General features: G+C 59.8%; 14 protein-coding genes and 1 tRNA gene. 1 reads left to right on the forward strand and 14 read right to left on the reverse strand.

Annotated elements, in window-relative coordinates:
* Positions 1 to 593 precede the first annotated feature (593 nt).
* The 3 genes from BMS17_RS04440 to BMS17_RS04465 all read right to left on the reverse strand — a co-directional run bounded on the left by BMS17_RS04440 (position 594) and on the right by BMS17_RS04465 (position 2,458).
* Positions 594 to 884: a hypothetical protein gene (locus BMS17_RS04440; RefSeq protein WP_077430516.1), complete on the reverse strand. Its 291-nt coding sequence runs from the start codon at positions 882 to 884 to the stop codon at positions 594 to 596.
* Between the two features lie 105 nt (positions 885 to 989).
* Positions 990 to 1,379 carry a hypothetical protein gene (locus BMS17_RS04445; RefSeq protein WP_077430517.1) on the reverse strand — a complete coding sequence of 130 codons (390 nt, stop codon included), beginning with the start codon at positions 1,377 to 1,379 and terminating at the stop codon, positions 990 to 992.
* 1,002 nt (positions 1,380 to 2,381) lie between these two features.
* A tRNA-Val gene (locus tag BMS17_RS04465) sits at positions 2,382 to 2,458 on the reverse strand.
* Between the two features lie 183 nt (positions 2,459 to 2,641).
* Here BMS17_RS04465 and BMS17_RS04470 point away from each other — a divergent pair.
* On the forward strand, positions 2,642 to 3,925 hold the full coding sequence (locus tag BMS17_RS04470) for an FAD-binding oxidoreductase (protein WP_077430519.1): 1,284 nt from the start codon (positions 2,642 to 2,644) through the stop codon (positions 3,923 to 3,925).
* 168 nt (positions 3,926 to 4,093) lie between these two features.
* Here the strand turns inward: BMS17_RS04470 and BMS17_RS04475 are convergent, their stop codons facing one another.
* The 11 genes from BMS17_RS04475 to BMS17_RS04525 all read right to left on the reverse strand — a co-directional run bounded on the left by BMS17_RS04475 (position 4,094) and on the right by BMS17_RS04525 (position 16,862).
* A complete protein-coding gene (locus tag BMS17_RS04475) occupies positions 4,094 to 5,065 on the reverse strand; it encodes an XdhC family protein (RefSeq protein ID WP_077430520.1) in 972 nt (323 codons plus the stop codon).
* Position 5,066: 1 nt separating this feature from the next.
* The gene (locus BMS17_RS04480; protein ID WP_077430521.1) at positions 5,067 to 6,302 is read right to left on the reverse strand and encodes a cytochrome c; all 1,236 of its coding nucleotides are present in this window, start codon (positions 6,300 to 6,302) and stop codon (positions 5,067 to 5,069) included.
* A gap of 2 nt (positions 6,303 to 6,304) precedes the next feature.
* Positions 6,305 to 6,844 carry a (2Fe-2S)-binding protein gene (locus tag BMS17_RS04485; protein ID WP_046026867.1) on the reverse strand — a complete coding sequence of 180 codons (540 nt, stop codon included), beginning with the start codon at positions 6,842 to 6,844 and terminating at the stop codon, positions 6,305 to 6,307.
* Entirely contained in the window at positions 6,837 to 9,668 is a 2,832-nt protein-coding gene (locus BMS17_RS04490) for a xanthine dehydrogenase family protein molybdopterin-binding subunit (RefSeq protein WP_077430522.1), read from the reverse strand. The genes BMS17_RS04485 and BMS17_RS04490 overlap by 8 nt, the downstream gene beginning before the upstream one ends.
* Positions 9,669 to 9,885: 217 nt before the next feature.
* Positions 9,886 to 10,518, reverse strand: a complete 633-nt coding sequence (locus tag BMS17_RS04495) for an RraA family protein (protein WP_077430523.1) — start codon at positions 10,516 to 10,518, stop codon at positions 9,886 to 9,888.
* Positions 10,509 to 11,291 carry an IucA/IucC family C-terminal-domain containing protein gene (locus BMS17_RS04500; RefSeq protein ID WP_077430524.1) on the reverse strand — a complete coding sequence of 261 codons (783 nt, stop codon included), beginning with the start codon at positions 11,289 to 11,291 and terminating at the stop codon, positions 10,509 to 10,511. Before BMS17_RS04500 ends, BMS17_RS04495 begins: the two co-directional genes overlap by 10 nt.
* Positions 11,288 to 12,079, reverse strand: a complete 792-nt coding sequence (locus BMS17_RS04505) for an ABC transporter ATP-binding protein (RefSeq protein WP_046026871.1) — start codon at positions 12,077 to 12,079, stop codon at positions 11,288 to 11,290. The genes BMS17_RS04500 and BMS17_RS04505 overlap by 4 nt, the downstream gene beginning before the upstream one ends.
* Before the next feature lie 12 nt (positions 12,080 to 12,091).
* Entirely contained in the window at positions 12,092 to 13,123 is a 1,032-nt protein-coding gene (locus tag BMS17_RS04510; protein ID WP_046026872.1) for an iron chelate uptake ABC transporter family permease subunit, read from the reverse strand.
* A complete protein-coding gene (locus BMS17_RS04515) occupies positions 13,116 to 14,105 on the reverse strand; it encodes an iron ABC transporter permease (protein WP_046026873.1) in 990 nt (329 codons plus the stop codon). Before BMS17_RS04515 ends, BMS17_RS04510 begins: the two co-directional genes overlap by 8 nt.
* On the reverse strand, positions 14,102 to 15,025 hold the full coding sequence (locus BMS17_RS04520; RefSeq protein WP_046026874.1) for an ABC transporter substrate-binding protein: 924 nt from the start codon (positions 15,023 to 15,025) through the stop codon (positions 14,102 to 14,104). The genes BMS17_RS04515 and BMS17_RS04520 overlap by 4 nt, the downstream gene beginning before the upstream one ends.
* Positions 15,015 to 16,862: an IucA/IucC family siderophore biosynthesis protein gene (locus BMS17_RS04525; RefSeq protein ID WP_046026875.1), complete on the reverse strand. Its 1,848-nt coding sequence runs from the start codon at positions 16,860 to 16,862 to the stop codon at positions 15,015 to 15,017. Before BMS17_RS04525 ends, BMS17_RS04520 begins: the two co-directional genes overlap by 11 nt.
* Positions 16,863 to 16,865 lie beyond the last annotated feature (3 nt).

Below are 16,865 nucleotides of genomic sequence, written 5' to 3' on the forward strand. Positions count from 1 at the left end.
AGTGCGCTCGCTCCACTGGGTTATCCATGATTTTAGCGCATTGATCTGCATACTTGGCCGAGAGGGTCGAAAGGCTCACCGCGCCGCTTTTCAAGTCGCTATGCATCGATATGATTGATGCTCGAGATCTGGCTCGAGTCCCGGCCTTATCGGTGATGGCCATGGAATAGCCCAAAGCATCCACCGCTGTTTGTTTGTTTTTTCAGCCAACTCCGGTTGTTGCCCCCGAACAAGTGAAGCGCAGACCAAATAATATGCAGCGCACTCGTCGAGTTCCTGCGCAAAGCTGTAGGCTGCTCGTTCGAGTTCGAAAGCTGATGCTGAGCCCATCGAAAACAACAAGAAAAGAAGAAAATATCGAACCACAGCAGAGCGTCCTTTCACGGCTTGAGATAAGCAGGGTTTGCAACACATCCGTAGAGGGCAAAACCAACGCCCACCCTGGTCGCCACTAGTCATGCAAATCATGACTTATGACCGAATTCGCTCTTGCGCCAACGCCCCCACTTCAACAAATCACGTCAGCCGGCGAGGCAGATACCTGACTGGAGATAGCCCTGAGCCCTCCCCGTAAACGCCCAAATCTGTGGCGATCAAAACCTGGGGAGATCACCAATTTGCTCAAGCTCGGATACATGAGCCTCTAGTTCTATAGTCCTCTCGCCGGAGGCATTGACTCCCAAAAATACCCTGCCTCGGTTTTCACCGAAGTCATCTCCAGCAAAAACTTCATCGCCTCGAGCAAGCGCATCGCAAACATGATCGAAACTGACGACCTGGCTATCTCCGATAGCCTGCATGTGCCCATCCACCTTTACCCATACGAACTCTACAAACTTGCCGTCATGGTCCTTCCGTGCCGTGGAAACGATGTACGTATCCATATCGCTTGCCTCATTGAATGCCCCATAGCTAATCCTAGCCCCATTTCCTGGTGCCATTTGTTTGCACGCCAGCCGGTGAGGATCAACAAAGGGAGGCGACATGAATCACCTATGCTCAGAAGATCGACCGATCTCCTCACGAGTAGGCATGGTCCAGTCCGAAGATCGTCTTTCATAAATCGAGTCGTCGCGTTTATATCCGTCATAGGTGAACATCAATAGGTAAAACGCGAACGCAGTTGCAGCTAAAGCAGCCCTACCTATGGGATTCGCATCTTTGGATAAGCCACCAGGACCAATGGCAACCCTACCTCCTCGAAGGTAGGAAAACACTGCCTGACCGAACCAAGCCTGTAGCGCCAGCGCCTCCCAGAAATGCCCCCAATCCCCTACGAAGCGCACAATAGCGTTTGTCAGAGAAGCTACGATCAACAGGGCCAGCATCAAATACCGAAATTGCTTGAGAAAAACCAGGACGCGGTTCTCCGGCTCCATATTCCCCCTGCCTCCCAATCGATTAATTGAGCTACCAACACTATCCGAGTCCTGATATCGGTTGATTCGAGCCGATCCTAAGTCACGACTAGCAGTACCCCCCTTCAAAGTCAGCCGCTATTGCGGCAAGGAATCGGCATCAGGGATAGGGAACAAAATCTCCTAACCACTCTCGGGCTATTGGGACCGCGTATTCAAGCAACTCAAGCGGAACATTCTCTACGAACAGGGTGACCTCAAAACGAAGCGTTTCGTCGTTTCGTCGTTTCGAAAGATTTCAAACAACAGCCCGTTGTTACCTCTCCAGCATTCCATCGCAAGGCCATCGTGACCTTCAACAACGCTTGAAGCACAGCAAAACCGATATTCAACTCCGTGTACGACCACATCGCACCTCCATTTATTAATGGCCGCAACCATACCCCTCCCCCATGAGCCAGGCATGGACTCAACGTACTCATCCAATAATTCCGGAAGTTGCTCACCAAAACTGGCGGCAATATTTCGAGCAAGCGCGATCTCCCGCTCCACCGACTCGATGATTCGAGGGTCAACCTCGGGTGACGCAGAGTAACGGTCTTGCCCACGGTGTCCAGTTTCGAGCCGATCTGTGCGGCGATGTTGGCAAGGGCAAATGTGGCGAATGGGACTGGTCACCAGCATTGCCAACCTGGTAGCCAGGTTTGGCATCTCGGCATCCTCCCAGCATGGGAGTGAAGGAATAAAAAGGCCTGTGCAGAGTGTTTTCGCGAGATGCGCAGCAGGACACGCCCGAACCCAATACCACCCACCGCCCCCAGTGCTTCAGCAGATCTTCAGCAGTGTGTTCGGTGAAGCACTATCAGGAGTGGGCACGACGAAAAGAAGATCGAGTACCTGGAGGTGGGCGCCGGGTTGGCGTTTTGAGTGGGGTTTTGCAAAAGTTTTGCAAATCACAGACAACAAAAAAGGGCCCACCTTTCGGTGAGCCCTTCTAGACCGCCCAGCAGAGCGGATTTTGTTTGGTAGGCGCGATTGGACTCGAACCAACGACCCCCACCATGTCAAGGTGGTGCTCTAACCAACTGAGCTACGTGCCTGCTGTGAGGCGGCATTCTACGGAATTCCGGAGGGGTGTCAACACCTTTTTTCGAGCTAACCCTATGAATATGCAAAATATTTAATTTTGCTGCCGAGAAGCAGAATTTCCGGTGGCTGGCGGTCGATTTTTAACTCGGGTAGGATCAATGCACTCGTAAAATATATTAAACAGAGGCAGCAGGATGGCGAACATTCCCTACCCAGAGTCCTATTACGCCGCATCGGCCAATGCGGTCCCGCCGCGTCCGGCCTTGCAGGGCGAAGTAGAGACTGATGTCTGCGTAATTGGCGCCGGCTACACCGGCCTGTCCTCTGCCCTGTTTCTGCTGGAGAGCGGTTTTAAAGTCACGGTCCTGGAAGCGGCCAAGGTGGGTTTTGGTGCGTCGGGCCGTAACGGCGGCCAGATCGTCAACAGCTATAGCCGTGACATCGACGTGATCGAGCGCAGCGTCGGCCCCAAGCAGGCTCAACTGCTGGGACAGATGGCGTTCGAGGGCGGTCGGATTATTCGTGAGCGGGTCGCCAAATATAATATCCAGTGCGACTTGAAGGACGGCGGCGTGTTCGCAGCCATCACGGCCAAGCAGATGGGGCATCTGGAATCGCAGAAGCGCCTGTGGGAGCGTTTCGGCCACACGCAGCTTGAGCTGATGGATCAACGCCGCATCCGTGAAGTCGTGAACTGTGATCAGTACGTCGGCGGCATGCTCGACATGAGTGGCGGGCACATTCACCCGCTCAACCTGGTGCTGGGCGAGGCAGTGGCTGTTGAGTCGCTGGGCGGCACTGTCTATGAGCAGTCGCCAGCGGTGCGCATCGAGCGCGGCGCCAATCCGGTGGTGCATACGCCACAGGGCAAGGTCAGGGCCAAGTTCATCATCGTCGCCGGCAACGCTTATCTCGGTAATCTGGTGCCGGAACTGGCGGCCAAGTCGATGCCTTGTGGAACCCAGGTCATCACCACCGAACCGTTGGGTGACGAATTGGCGAAAAACCTCCTGCCACAGGATTACTGTGTCGAGGACTGCAATTACCTGCTCGACTATTACCGCCTCACGAGCGACAAGCGGCTGATCTTCGGCGGCGGCGTGGTGTATGGCGCGCGCGATCCGGCGAACATCGAGGCGATCATTCGGCCGAAGATGCTCAAGGCGTTCCCGCAGCTCAAGGACGTGAAAATCGACTACGCCTGGACGGGCAACTTCCTGCTGACCCTGTCGCGCCTTCCGCAGGTCGGGCGACTGGGTGACAACATTTACTATTCCCAAGGCTGTAGCGGTCATGGCGTGACGTACACGCACCTGGCAGGCAAGGTGTTGGCCGAAGCGTTGCGAGGTCAGGCCGAGCGTTTTGATGCGTTTGCTGATCTGCCGCACTATCCGTTCCCCGGCGGACAATTGCTGCGCACACCGTTTGCGGCGTTAGGCGCCTGGTACTACGGGCTGCGGGACAAGTTCGGATACTGATACAAAAAAGGGCCGCTGAATGCGGCCCCTTTTTGTATCAGCCTGGAAAGTCAGCACTATCCCTTGTAGGAGTGAGCCTGCTCGCGATGGCGGAGTGTCAGTCTATGAAGTATTGACAGGAAAACCGCTATCGCGAGCAGGCTCACTCCTACAAGAAGAATCGGGGGGTCAGAGTCGATCCCGCGCTATCCCGCTGCGAATCCGCAGGATGTCGGCGAGTACGGCGAGGGCGATTTCAGCGGGGGTTTTGCTGCCCAGGTTCAGGCCGATGGGTGCATGAATCCGCGACAGCTCCAATTCCCCCAAACCACCAATCCGACGCAATCGCTCGAAGCGCTTTTGCGAGGTTTGCATAGACCCCATCACACCGATGTAAAACGCCTCGGTGCGCACCGCTTCCATCATCGCCAAGTCATCGATGCGCGGATCGTGGGTCAGCGCCACCACCGCGGTGTCGCTGTGGCAGCCGCCGTCAGCGATGAATACCGAGGGCAGTTGGCGACGAATCTCGACGTTTTCCAGCACCACGCCTTCCAGCACCTCGTCGCGCGGATCACAGAGAATGACTTCGAAACCCAGCCCGACGGCAAACTCCGCGCAGGCCTGAGCGACTGAGGAATACCCCGCCAGCAACAATCGCTGTGCCGCACCGATGCGCACGCGCACCCGATCGATCTCACGTTCGATTCGCACACCCTGCTCGCGATCATCGAACAGGCTGCGCGCACCATTGGCCAGATCGATCTCGCGGATCAGTCGACGCTGCCCCAGCAGCGCCGACTCCAGCTCCCGCAGGTGTGCCTGAACCTCGCAATCGGGCTCAAGCTTCTCCACCAGCACATCGAGCACACCGCCACAGGGCAAACTTACCCGGGAGCGTGGATCGTCGCCCTCGCCATAACGGACGACGCTGACCGCTTCAAGGAACGCCCCTTCGGCGACTCGCTCGAGAAAATCCTCCTCGACACAACCGCCCGACAGCGAACCGATCCATTGCCCGTCGGTGTTCACCGCCAGCAGCGAACCCGGCGCACGAGGCGCCGAGCCGTAGGTGGCAAGCACCGTACAGAGCCAAAGGCGCTTTCCGGTCGTCGACCACTCCAGCGCCCGGCGCACCACTTGCAGGTCGAGATGCTGCATGTCAGTGCGCCTTGTGCTCGAGCGGCGGCGCATCGGCGCGCAACGTCTGCACATCATTGACCGCCAGATCACCAGCCTGACCACCCCACGCTTGACGCAGGTAGTTCAGCAGATCAGTGAGTTGCTCGTGACTGAGCTTCTCGGCAAACCCCGGCATCGGTTGCATGTGTTCGAACCCGGAAAACTTCTGCTCACCAATACCGTCGTCGATCACCCGGACCAGGTTGCGCGGATCTTCCAGGCGCAGCGTGGTGTTGCCCCGCATGGCCACGGCAATGTGCGGCTTGCCTTCGCCACCGACAGCGTGGCAACCGGCGCAGACGTTGAGGTATTCCTGCCGCCCACGCTGGGCGCTCGCCGTGAGTTTGTCCAACGGCATGTCTGTCAGCACTTTCGCCGCCGGTGGTTGATCGCCGAGCAGGAAGGTCGCCATCGCCGCCAGGTCCGGATCTGTCAGGCCCTGGGTGCTGTTGTGAAACACCGGGAACATTTCGTTGAACATCGTGCCCTGGGCGCTCATGCCGTGCTTGAGGAACGAACTCAGGTCCTGATGATTCCAGCCGCGAGCCGCCAGGTCATTGGCCAACAGGCTTGGCGCCAGATAGCCATTGAGCAGGCCGCCCGTCATACGTTTGTCCTGCTGCATCGCCCCCGGTAAACCGCGCGGGGTGTGGCATTCGCCGCAGTGGCCGAGCACGTCGACCAGATACTGGCCACGCTTGAAGGCGTCACTTTTGCCTTCGGTGGGCGCCAATTTCACGTCCTTGCCGTAAAGCATGTTCCAGCCCATCAGACCGAGGCGCACGTTGAATGGAAAGTTCAGGCTGGTGACCGGGGCTGCACGCTCAATCGGCTCGATGGTTTTCAGGTACGCATGAATCGCATCGGAATCTTCACGCGGCATCAAGTGATACGAGGTGTACGGCATCGCCGGATACAGGTTCGCGCCGTCGCGACGCTTGCCTTCGGTGAGCGCAGCAAAGAACTCGTCATCGTTGTAAAGGCCGATGCCGTGCTCTTTACTCGGGGTGATGTTGGTGCCGTAGATCGTACCGAACGGCGAGACAATCGGCAGACCGCCCGCATACGGCGCGCCACCCGGCGCGGTGTGGCAAGCCATGCAGTCGGCAGCGCGGGCGAGGTATTCGCCGTGCTTGACCTGATCTTCCGCGTGGGCCAGCAATACCGGCGCAGCCAGACCAACCGCCAATGCCAGGCGGGAAAGTAGTTGCTTCATGCTCAACCCTCCTTGACCAGGCCGAGATCGGTCAGCACGTTGCGCGTCGCGCTGTAGTAGCGCACGTAGCCGGTGCAACGGCAGATGTGGTGACCGAGGCTGTCCTCGATGACTTTTTCCAGTTGGCTTTTGACGATGGGCTGACGCTGCAGCTTCTCGACCAATACCGTCGCGGCATTCACAAATCCGGGGGCGCAGTAGCTGCACTGGAAAGCGAATTCATCGACGAAACGCTGCTGGATCGGGTTCAGCTCAGTGACTTTCCCTTCCTCGTCACGTTTCGCATGGCCTTCGATAGTGCGTACTTTTTTGCCTTCGAAGTAATGCGCGCCGGTGATGCAGGTGCGCACTTCTTCGCTGGTGCCGTCCGGGTTGTCGACGATCACCACGCAGGCGTGGCAGATGCCCTGGCCGCAGCCCAGACGCGAGCCGGTGAGGTTCTTGTATTCGTGCAAGTAGTCGATCATCGGCAGATCATCAGGGATGTCCACCGGGCCGACGGATTGACCGTTGAGGGTCAGTTGAAGCGGACGGTTAGCCATTGAGGGCCTCCTTGATGCGAGCAGAAGTGATAGGCAGGTCGCGGACCCGTTTACCGATGGCGTGCGCCACGGCGTTACCGATGGCACCGACCACCGGGATCATCACCACTTCGGCAATGCCCTTCGATGGATCGCTCGGCGACAACGGCGGCAGGATTTCAGCTGTCTGCTTCCACACCGCAACGTGGCGCGCCATCGGCAAGCGGTAACGGTTGAAGTTCCAGTCACCCTCCCCCGGTCCGCCTTCGTACAACGGCATCTCTTCCATCAACGCATGGCCGATGCCCATGGCGATCCCGCCTTCGATCTGGCCCCTGACCAGTTCTTCCACCAGCACCCGACCGCACTCGACCCACGAGTGATGATCGAGCACCTGCACTTCGGCCGAGCCCTTGTTCACTTTCACTTCCACCAGCGTCGCCACCGGGCTGTAGTAAGTCACGGCCGCGTTGTTCAACTGAGTGTCCGGGTAATGCACATTCTGGCGATCCAGCAGGTGGAAACCGGCGCTGTTCATTTGCGCCTTTTTCACGTTTGGAGCGCCGTCGCCATACTTGACCGCCAGGGCGTCGAGCGGCAGACGCTCACGCACGCCGTCGATGCTGAACTCGGCCTCGGCCCAGCTCCAGCGGTTGAAACCGTGCACGGTCGCGCCAGTGACCAAACCGCGTTCGTGGGCATGTTTGGCCAATTGCTCAAAGCTCAACGGCTGCATGCCGTTGGCGGTAAGTTTGCCGTCGACCCAGTGCGCATCTTCGCGACGCACCACATAAGGGTTGGCCGAACCGCCGTAAGGGCCCTGACTCCAGATCTGCAACGCCGCCGGCCACAAACCGTGGTTGAACAGCACGCGTGCCGCTTCACGGGTGGCGTGGCTGAAGTAGTACGCAGAGTTGGTCGCCGACGACGCCGAGGCAATCTTGCCGACCCAGCGCGGATTACGCAGCAAACTGTCCTGCTCGGCCTGACTCATGATGTACGGGTTGCCGCCGCTGATGAGCTGCAACTCCTTCCATTCGGTCTCGCCGGTCTTCACTTCAGTCGCCGCGATGCCGAGGAAGTCAGCCACGACCAACGCCTGGGACGTGGACATGCCCGTGCCGATTTCGATACCGATGTGGCGCAAGGTCATATGCCCTTGCGCGGTGAATTCGATACTGGCCATCGGCGCTTCGGAACCGGTGCCGAAGTCTTTCTGGCAGATGGCAAAACCCACGCCATACCAGTTATCCGGATCCTGCGCTTCGCGCTGCTTTTTGATCGCGTCGCGGTTTTTCCAGACTTCGTGAACGGCGGCCTTATCGAGAATCTCGTGCAAGCGCAAGGCACCCGCCGGCACCGCGCCCTGGGTGTTTTTCATGCCCGAGACCATGGCGTTTTTCTTGCGCAGGTCGATGGCATCGATGCCGAGGCGATCGGCAATTTCGTCGACCATCATCTCGGTGGACGCCATGCTTTGCAGGGTGCCGTAGCCACGCATCGAACCGGCTTCAACGGCGCGAGAATGGTAGGCCGTGACCTGCAAATCGTTCTGCGGCATGTAGTAGATCGACTGCGCCGCCGTGGCGCCAACCGCCGCCACCGATGGGCTGTAGTTGACTCGCCCGCCGCCGTCGACGCTCATCTCGGCGCGGAAAATCTTGAAGCTGTGATCGGTCTTGTCCACCGCCAATTGATAGCGGATATCGAACGGGTGACGCTTGATGCCGCTCTGGAACTGCTCATAGCGATCGTTGGCCAGGCGCACCGGCACACCCGCGCCGTACAACGCCGCGAGGGCCGCGTAGTAGACGAAAATGTTGTGGTCCTTGGAACCGTAGCCGACGGTGTAGCCTGGGTGCATGTTCAAGTGCGCCAGACCGAAGCGAGACGGCGCGATCATCTTCGCGGTTTCGGTCGCGGTTTCCAGCGGGCACTGGGTCGCTACCACGAAATGCAGGGTCTTGGTCGCCGGGTCGTACCAACCGTTGCCGTTGTCCGGCTCCATCGCGGCGGGTTCGATCGATGGGGTTTTGTAGCGTTCGTCGAACACCAGCCAGTTGTCCGGCGGCGTGTCGATCTGCTGTTTCATGCGATCAGCGTAGAACAACCCGCGCTCGGTCAGGTTGCCGTGTAGGTTCGGTTGGGAATTCCACACCGGGCGACGGTTTTTCAGCATCGGAAACAGGATCGAGTCCTTGAGGCTGGCGAATTCGTCTTCGTCTGCCGAGGTCTTGCCGCCCACACGCACGTAGCGGAAGCTGCCGTAGGGATCGCCTTCGTAGAACGGCACTTGGGCGCCGTAGCGGATTGCTTTGTCATTGAATTTGAGTTTGGCCTTGGCCTGGCGAAAACGCTCGAAGTCGTTCCAGATCAGGATCGCCACCGGATGACCGATGAACATCGGCACCTTGCCTTCCGGCAGCAGCGGATCAGGCGCGTGATCTTCCGGAAAGGCGATACCGTCTTTCTCCAGGTCGGCGGCGGTGACGATGCGGTCGGGCTGCAATTCGGCGCCAAGCCACGACAGGTCCATGCCCGCGTAGATGCGGTCGGCCTTGATGGTTTTCAGCAGCATGGCGTGGCCTTGTTGCTGCGGCCAGCCCGGCATGTCCTTGGCGCGGATGTCGCGGGCAAAGACTTTGCTGCCGCAGACCTTCGACAAGGCATCGTTACGCGTGCGTGCCTTGCCGTTGTTGCCGAGCCATTGCTCGGACGGCACGGTCACGCTGTTTTCCATCAAGGCTGCCAGCGCCTGGCTGCTCAGTGGCGTGAGCGTCACGCTCACACCCGCTACCAGCCCGCCCTGAAGGAACGAGCGCCGGGATATTTCACGGTTGGACATGGATCATCCTCTGGGCGGTTATGGGCCCGCCCTTCTGGTTATGTACTGGAAATCTCGAGTCTAGCGGAAGCCCTTTTTGACGATTCAAAGGGCTGAGTTTGACAGCGCAAAGCTGACCGAAAGGTTAAGTTTATAGACTAATGCCATTGCGGCAAACAAAAAACTGACCAGCGAATCAAAAAACCGCGACTGTTCGACGCAGCAAATCGATGATGCCTTAGGACAGGCGGGCGTCCAGTCTGAGCAGGAACTCCGCGCGGCGGCGTTGATCGGTTTCTTCCTTGGTGATTAATTCGGGCAGCAGTTCGGCAGCTCGCCGGGCATCGAGAATGTAGACGCCGTCCTCGTCGCCAATGACCAAGTCCCCTGGCTGCACCCGAACCTCGCCCACCTGGATCGGCTGATTGACTTCACCCTCGGCGCCAATACCCCGAGTGGTGAACGCACTGACGTCGCGACAAAACACCGGCAACCCATGAAGACGCAAGGCGCCGACATCAGTAACCGCGCCCGATACCACCACCCCGGCCAGTCCCTTGATCAAGCCAGCCAAGGTCCGAAGCTCACCCCAGCAGCCGCACTCTGCGTCGCCCACACATTCGATCACCAGCACGTCGCCTGGCTCACTCAGCAGCAACGCTTCACGCAAAATGCTGCCGTCCGGTGGGAAAACTTTGACGGTGACCACATTGCCGACCATGCGGATATCGTTGAACAGCGGCTTGATTCCCCGCAGGAAGCCGCGGTCGGAAAAATGGCCTATCGTGGACGACGGGATTGCCCGGTACTGGTCGATCAACTCTGGACTGACGAGCTGCTGGCGAGGGCTTATCTGGTAACTCATCGGCATTTCCCCGGACGTAGCAATGGGCAGGTCGAGCAGTATTCAGCGGGCTCGGTGGCCAGGTAGTAAAAGCAACAGGTTCGGCGAAAGCGAATGCTGCGCTGCCCGTCGTCCACCAGCGTCGGTGGTCGGCGGAAGTGGCTCAGCGGGTTGTAGTCGAGGCCGAACAGTGCGGGTTCGGCTTGGGTCAGCAGCCACTGGAAGTCCGCTTCATAACGCGCCCGTATCGATGGATCGTCGATTTTCGCCATGCGCTTTTCATACAGCGAATAAACGCGCACGGCGGTGTTTTCCCAGAGGATGCGCCGGGAAACACCGGTAACCCGATTGAAGGTGTGCCACAACGGCTTCAGCAGTCCAGCGAACAGTCCCTGCACCAAGGCTTCCCGCCAGGCTTCGCGTTCATTGACCCCATACGTCAGCGGCTGGCCGTGATGCAGCGGCATCGAAGACGTCCACAACCCGTCATCGTGGCCGTATTCAATCACCGAGTTGTCGAGCGTCAGCAGCAGCCCTTTGTCATACACCGACATCGCATACAAGCAGGCGCCGGTCGCCAGGAAGGACAAGCGCTTGCCCAGCAGCGAGGCCGTGATCGCCCGGGTGGGCGAGCCAATCACCGGACCCAGGGCGTCCAGCAGTTGCTCGCACACGTCCTCCTGCAACAAATCCCGGGCCAGCAACGAGCGCAACGGGTCGCGCTCGTCGCTGCCCTTGAGCCGCAAGCCTGCGGACAACACCGCCCACTCCGGCGCCGTGAAATGTCGCGCCAGACTCATTGCGGCAGCTCCCGGCCAAACGGAATGCACAGCGGCGTCCCGAAGAACGGATCGGGAATGATCCGGCAATTGAGGTCGAACACGGTTTTGACCAGTGCCTCGGTCAGCACTTCGTCGGGCCGGCCTTGGGCAAACGCGGTCTGGTTGTGCACCGCCACCATATGGTCGGCATAACGACAGGCCAGATTGAGGTCGTGCAGCACCATGATGATGGTTTTGTTTTCCAGCCGATTGAGGTCGCGCAGCAGGTCCAGCACTTCGATCTGGTGCGCCAGGTCGAGAAAGGTGGTGGGCTCGTCGAGCAGCACGATGCCGGTGTCCTGGGCCAGGGTCATGGCGATCCACGCACGCTGGCGTTGCCCGCCGGACAACGCGTCCACCGGTCGATCCGCCAGGGCCTGCAGACTGGTTTGCGCCAGCGCGCGGTTGACCATGGCTTCGTCTTGCGCCGACCACTGTTGCATCCAGCTCTGATACGGGTAACGCCCCAGCGCCACCAATTGCCGGACGGTGATGCCCTCCGGCGCGCTGGGGGTCTGGGGCAAAATGGCCAACTCCCGGGCCACGGCAGCCGTGGACTTTTGCTGAATATCCACACCGTTGAGAATCACCGAACCCTGCTGCGGTTTCAGCAGTCGGGCGAAGGATTTGAGCAAGGTGCTTTTGCCGCAGCCGTTGCTGCCAATCAGTACCGAAATCTTGCCCTGGGGCAGTTGCATGTCCAGCGCGTCAATAATCACCTGGCGCTGATAACTCAGGGTCAGGCCGCGACTTGCAATCGACGTCATACGTTGAATTCCTTAATGACGTTGTTTAATCAACAAATAGAGAAAAAAGGGTGTGCCCAGCACGGCGACAAAAATGCCGGCCGGCAGATCCAGCGGCAAAAACAGCACACGCCCGGCAAGGTCGGCCAGCACCACTAGGTTCGCCCCGACGAGCGCCGCCATCACCGCCTGACCGCCGAAACCCGGGGCCACCAGACGCTTGGCAATGTGTGGCGCAATCAATCCGACAAATGCAATCGCCCCGCCCCAGGCAATCGCTGCCCCAGCCAAGGCCACGCTCACCAGCAACAAACCGGCGCGCAACCACTGCACGCGAACGCCTATGCCCTGGGCCAGGTTGTCGTCCAGTTGTTGCACCATCACCTGCCGGGCCAGCAGCACCAGCAGCGGGCAAATGCCCAACAACCAGCGACCCAGCGCCAGCGGTTCCGGCCAACTGGCGCCATACACGCTGCCGGTCAGCCAGACATAAGCCGACAGGGTCGTGGTCAGCGGGCTGAAGACCAGAATGAAGGTGGTCGCCGCCGTCAACATCGCGCAGACGCCGACGCCAATCAACACCAGTCGCAGCGGTGAAGCGCCCTGTTTCCAGGCCAGCAGATAGATCGCCAATGCTGCCAGCCCCGCGCCGAGCATCGCCGCCAGCGGCAGATACTGTTGGCCCAGCGCCACGGAGAAAAACGACAAATACAGCACCGCCGCCGCACTGGCGCCACTGGTGATACCCAGCAGGTCAGGGGACGCCAGCGGGTTGCGGATGATGCTTTGCAGAATCAGCCCCGACACCGACAGCGCCGCCCCCACCAACGCTGCCAACAGCATGCGTGGAAAGCGCAGTTGCTCGACGATGAACGTCAGGCTGGCGTCCTGGCTCGACAGCAAAATTCGCAGCACCTCCAGCGGCGACAGCATGACTTTGCCCAGTGACAGCGAACCGAGCATGATCAGCACCGTCACCATCAACGCCGCCAGTAACCGCCACAACGTGATGACGTTGATCCGCCGGGAAAACCCGCTGCGCCGCCAGGTCAGGACCTTATCCATAACGACCTCCACGTCGGGCCAACAGAATAAAAAACGGTGCGCCGAACAACGCCGTCATCACGCCCACCGGCACTTCCTGAGGCAGGATCAACACCCGCGACAAGGTGTCCGCCAGCAATAGAACAATCGCGCCGAGCAGCGCACACCCCGGCAGCAACCAGCGATGATCGATGGACAACCCCTTGCGCACCATGTGCGGCACCAGCAAACCGATAAACCCGATGCTGCCCGCCAATGCCACGGCACTGCCCGCCAGGCAGACCACCAGCACGCTCATCAATAGCCGGATCAAACCGGTTCGCTGGCCCAGGCCGGTGGCAATCTCCTCGCCTGCGTTGAGCACGTTGACCTGCCCCGCCAGCAACATCGCGCCGAACAGTCCGAGTACGCCACACAGCAGCAATGGCGCGGCGACCGACAGGCTGCGCTCCGTCAACGATCCCGCCAGCCAGAACAGCACGGTGTCCAGCCCATCCTGATTGACCACCAGCAACGCCTGGCTGAAGGCAGAGAACAAAGCCGCCATCGCCGCACCCGCCAGCACAATGCGCAGCGGGCTGAGACTGCCCTGGCCCATGTTGCCGATCAGCCACACCAGACAACCGGCCACGGCCGCGCCCATGAACGCGCACCACAGCCAGGCATCCGGGGATGACAGGGAAAACAGCGAGGAACCCAGAATGATAAAAAACGTCGCGCCGGCATTGATCCCGAACAACCCGGGTGACGCCAGCGGATTGCGCGTCAGCGCCTGCATCAAGGCCCCCGCCACTGCCAGGCTCGCGCCCACGGCCACGGCCATCAAGGTGCGCGACAGGCGCGTAGTGGTCACCAGCACATGACTGACGCTCAACGGATCGGGATGCGCAAACGCCGCCACAATCTGCGACAACGGAATCCAGGTCGCGCCGACCGCCAGGCTCAGCACGCAACTCATCAGCAACACGACACCGGCAATCCACAACTTCAAACCATTGCTCATGAGGCCGCGTCCGCCGTGACCAGCCGCGCAACGTCATCGAGCATCAGGTTCGCCCCCAAAATTCCCCCGGACAGGTTCCAGGTCACCCCGTCGACCCGCCACACTTGCCCCTGTTGTGGCGCACGCATTTGCTGCCACAGCGGATGCTGCACCAGGTGTTCATAGTTTCGCTGCACTGCCGGTTTCTCCGCGCGCATGAAGACAAAGAAAATGTCGGCATTCACCACCGCCAGGCTCTCCTTGCTGGTGAGTTTGATAGATGCCCCACTCGCTGCCCGACTGGCCTCACTCCAGTCGAAACCTAGCTCGGTGATCACCGAACCTGGAAAGCTGGCCGGCAAATAACTGCGGATATGGTCTTCACGGACATCCAGAATCGACACCGTGGGCGGCCAGCGCCCGGCAAACTTCTTCTGCAGTTGTTGGCGCAGTTGCGCCGTGCGCAGCTGCCAGCGGGCCAACACTTCGTTGGCCTGCTGCTGGCGGTGCAAGGCGACGCCCATCAATGCCAAGGTCTGTTTGAACTCGAACACTTCCTCCACCATCACCACCGGGGCGATCTGCTTGAGCAACGGTGCGATGCGTTCATGGCGAAAGCGCGAGGCGAAGATCACGTCCGGCTTCAGCAGCGCGATGTCCTCAAGACTGGGCTGGGTTTCCAGCCCGACATGGGGCGCCGGCTCCAGCGTCGAACGCAGATAGCGATAGGTCGGTTTTTCGCTCCAGGAATCGACGATGCCGCACGGTGTGATGCCCAACGCCACGGCGCTGTCGGTGGCGCCCTGAAACAGGGTGATCACCCGCAGCGGCGCGGCGTCGGCCTGGGCCCACGCCGATGGGGTAAACCTGAGTGCAAGCACGCCCAACGACAGGCGCAGCAGCGTGCGCCTGGAGGGATGGCAATGAAGGTCAGGCTTCACGATGCAACCGGTGGAAAGGGTTCACCACCTGGCCTTTACCGAACGGCATGCTGCCGGGACCGCCCGCCCGCTCGATCATTGGCGTGAGCAGCAGTTTCTGTGGCCAGTGAGGGGCTTCGAACAATTGCTGCTTGATCATCGCCCGGGCTTCAGTGTCGAACTCGATAGTGTCAATCAACTCGTTCAGCACTTCGCCCATCGCCGTCCACAAGGTACTGGCCGGCAGCGAGTAAACCTGCGCCAGCGTATCGATGATCGCCCGGAAGTTGACCTGGATCCCCAGTGTCTGCAACCAGAACAACAGGTCTTCGGGACGCTCGTGATACAGCGTGTTGGCGTGCCCTTTCTTGAGCCGGTACGCCGGATCGGCCAGGCCATTGCGTTCCAGCCACGGCACGTAAATGCGCAACGAATCGTGATCGCGCAGCAACAGCCCTTGGGCGTAGCCGGCCTTCCAGACCAGCACCGCGTTCTGCCCGTGAACTTCACCGAGCATGCCGATGCGGAACATCCGCAGGTTGATCTCGAAGAAGCTGTGGCACAACTCGCGGAACAGCGTCATCACCGACGCGGTGTTGGCCGGCAGTTGACGGTAGCCCATCCAGTCATCGAAAAAGTGCTGGTTGTTGCCGGGCAATGGCGTGCCGAGGGCCGCCATGGGCACCAGTCGGGTGTCCGCCTCTTCGAGCAGCACCGAAGGATAACTGCGAACCATGGCTGCCAGATGACGCGGCGCTTCGTCGAACAGTGTCGCGTGCGGCGGCATGAACGCCCACCACTTGGTTTCATCGCACAGGTGCAGGGACTGTTGCAGCGTCTGATCCTTGCCCAGTGCCCGGCGCAACAGCGCTTCACTCAAACCGCCGTTGATCATTTTCACCGCAGGCAGGTAACGCGAGGCACCCAGCGAATAGATCGCCATCGGTAACTTCAGGTAATCAGCGCTGTTGAAGCAGGGGGTCATCGAACGCAACGATGAGGTGGCGAAGAAATCGCCGTCGGTGAATTTCAGTCGCTGGCAGTCGCCCTTGGCGAAAGCATCGCCGAGTTGCGCCTCCAGTACATGGTCGAACTGCCATGGGTGCACCGGCAGTGCGATGTGGCTCTGGGCGATACCCCGTTGTTGCAGTTCTTTATGCAAGTCGGCCTGCAACGCCGGCGGCAACAGGTAGCGGGCGGGATAGCTCTGCTCCAGGTCCACCACACCGTCGCCGCATTGCAGCAGCGCGCGGTCGATCGCGACCCAGTTCAGCGCCACTGGCTGGGCGAATTCCGCTTGATACTGCTGATATTCCGCGTCATCCAAACCTTGCTTGGCTTTGGCCAGTGGATGGTAAGGACGATCACGCAGCGAAGCCCACTGCTCCATGGTCAGGAAAAAATCCGCGTTACTTTTTTCCAGCAAGCGCTGGCTGTCGACCCGATGGGCCAATGACATTTCAGTTTGGCTAACGCTGGTGCGCAATACATCAAGGAACAGCGCAAAGCCCTTTTCATTGTCCTCGTAGCGATCGGTCATTCCGGCCAACACTTGGGTCATGAACGCTTCAGGCGACAGTTCTCTCAGTTGCCCATTCTCCCGACCCACGACGGGCGTACCCGGTACCTTTTCCCATTGCTGAGTAATGCCGGGGCGCAGTGCCACGACGATCGAGGCCTGCGGCGCACTGTGCCATTCCCAGATGCGCTGCTCGGCGCTCAATCCGCTGAACGGCTGATCGACCGATGACGCGGGCGCCATCAGGTTCAGCGGTTCGGTCCCGAAAAAATGTTCGGCCAGCAAGCAATCGACCAGATCTTGCATCACCCTGTCGGCGGCCATCGTGGTGAAGTTCATCGG

It is taken from the genome of Pseudomonas sp. C9, from assembly GCF_002000165.1.
Lineage (GTDB): Bacteria > Pseudomonadota > Gammaproteobacteria > Pseudomonadales > Pseudomonadaceae > Aquipseudomonas.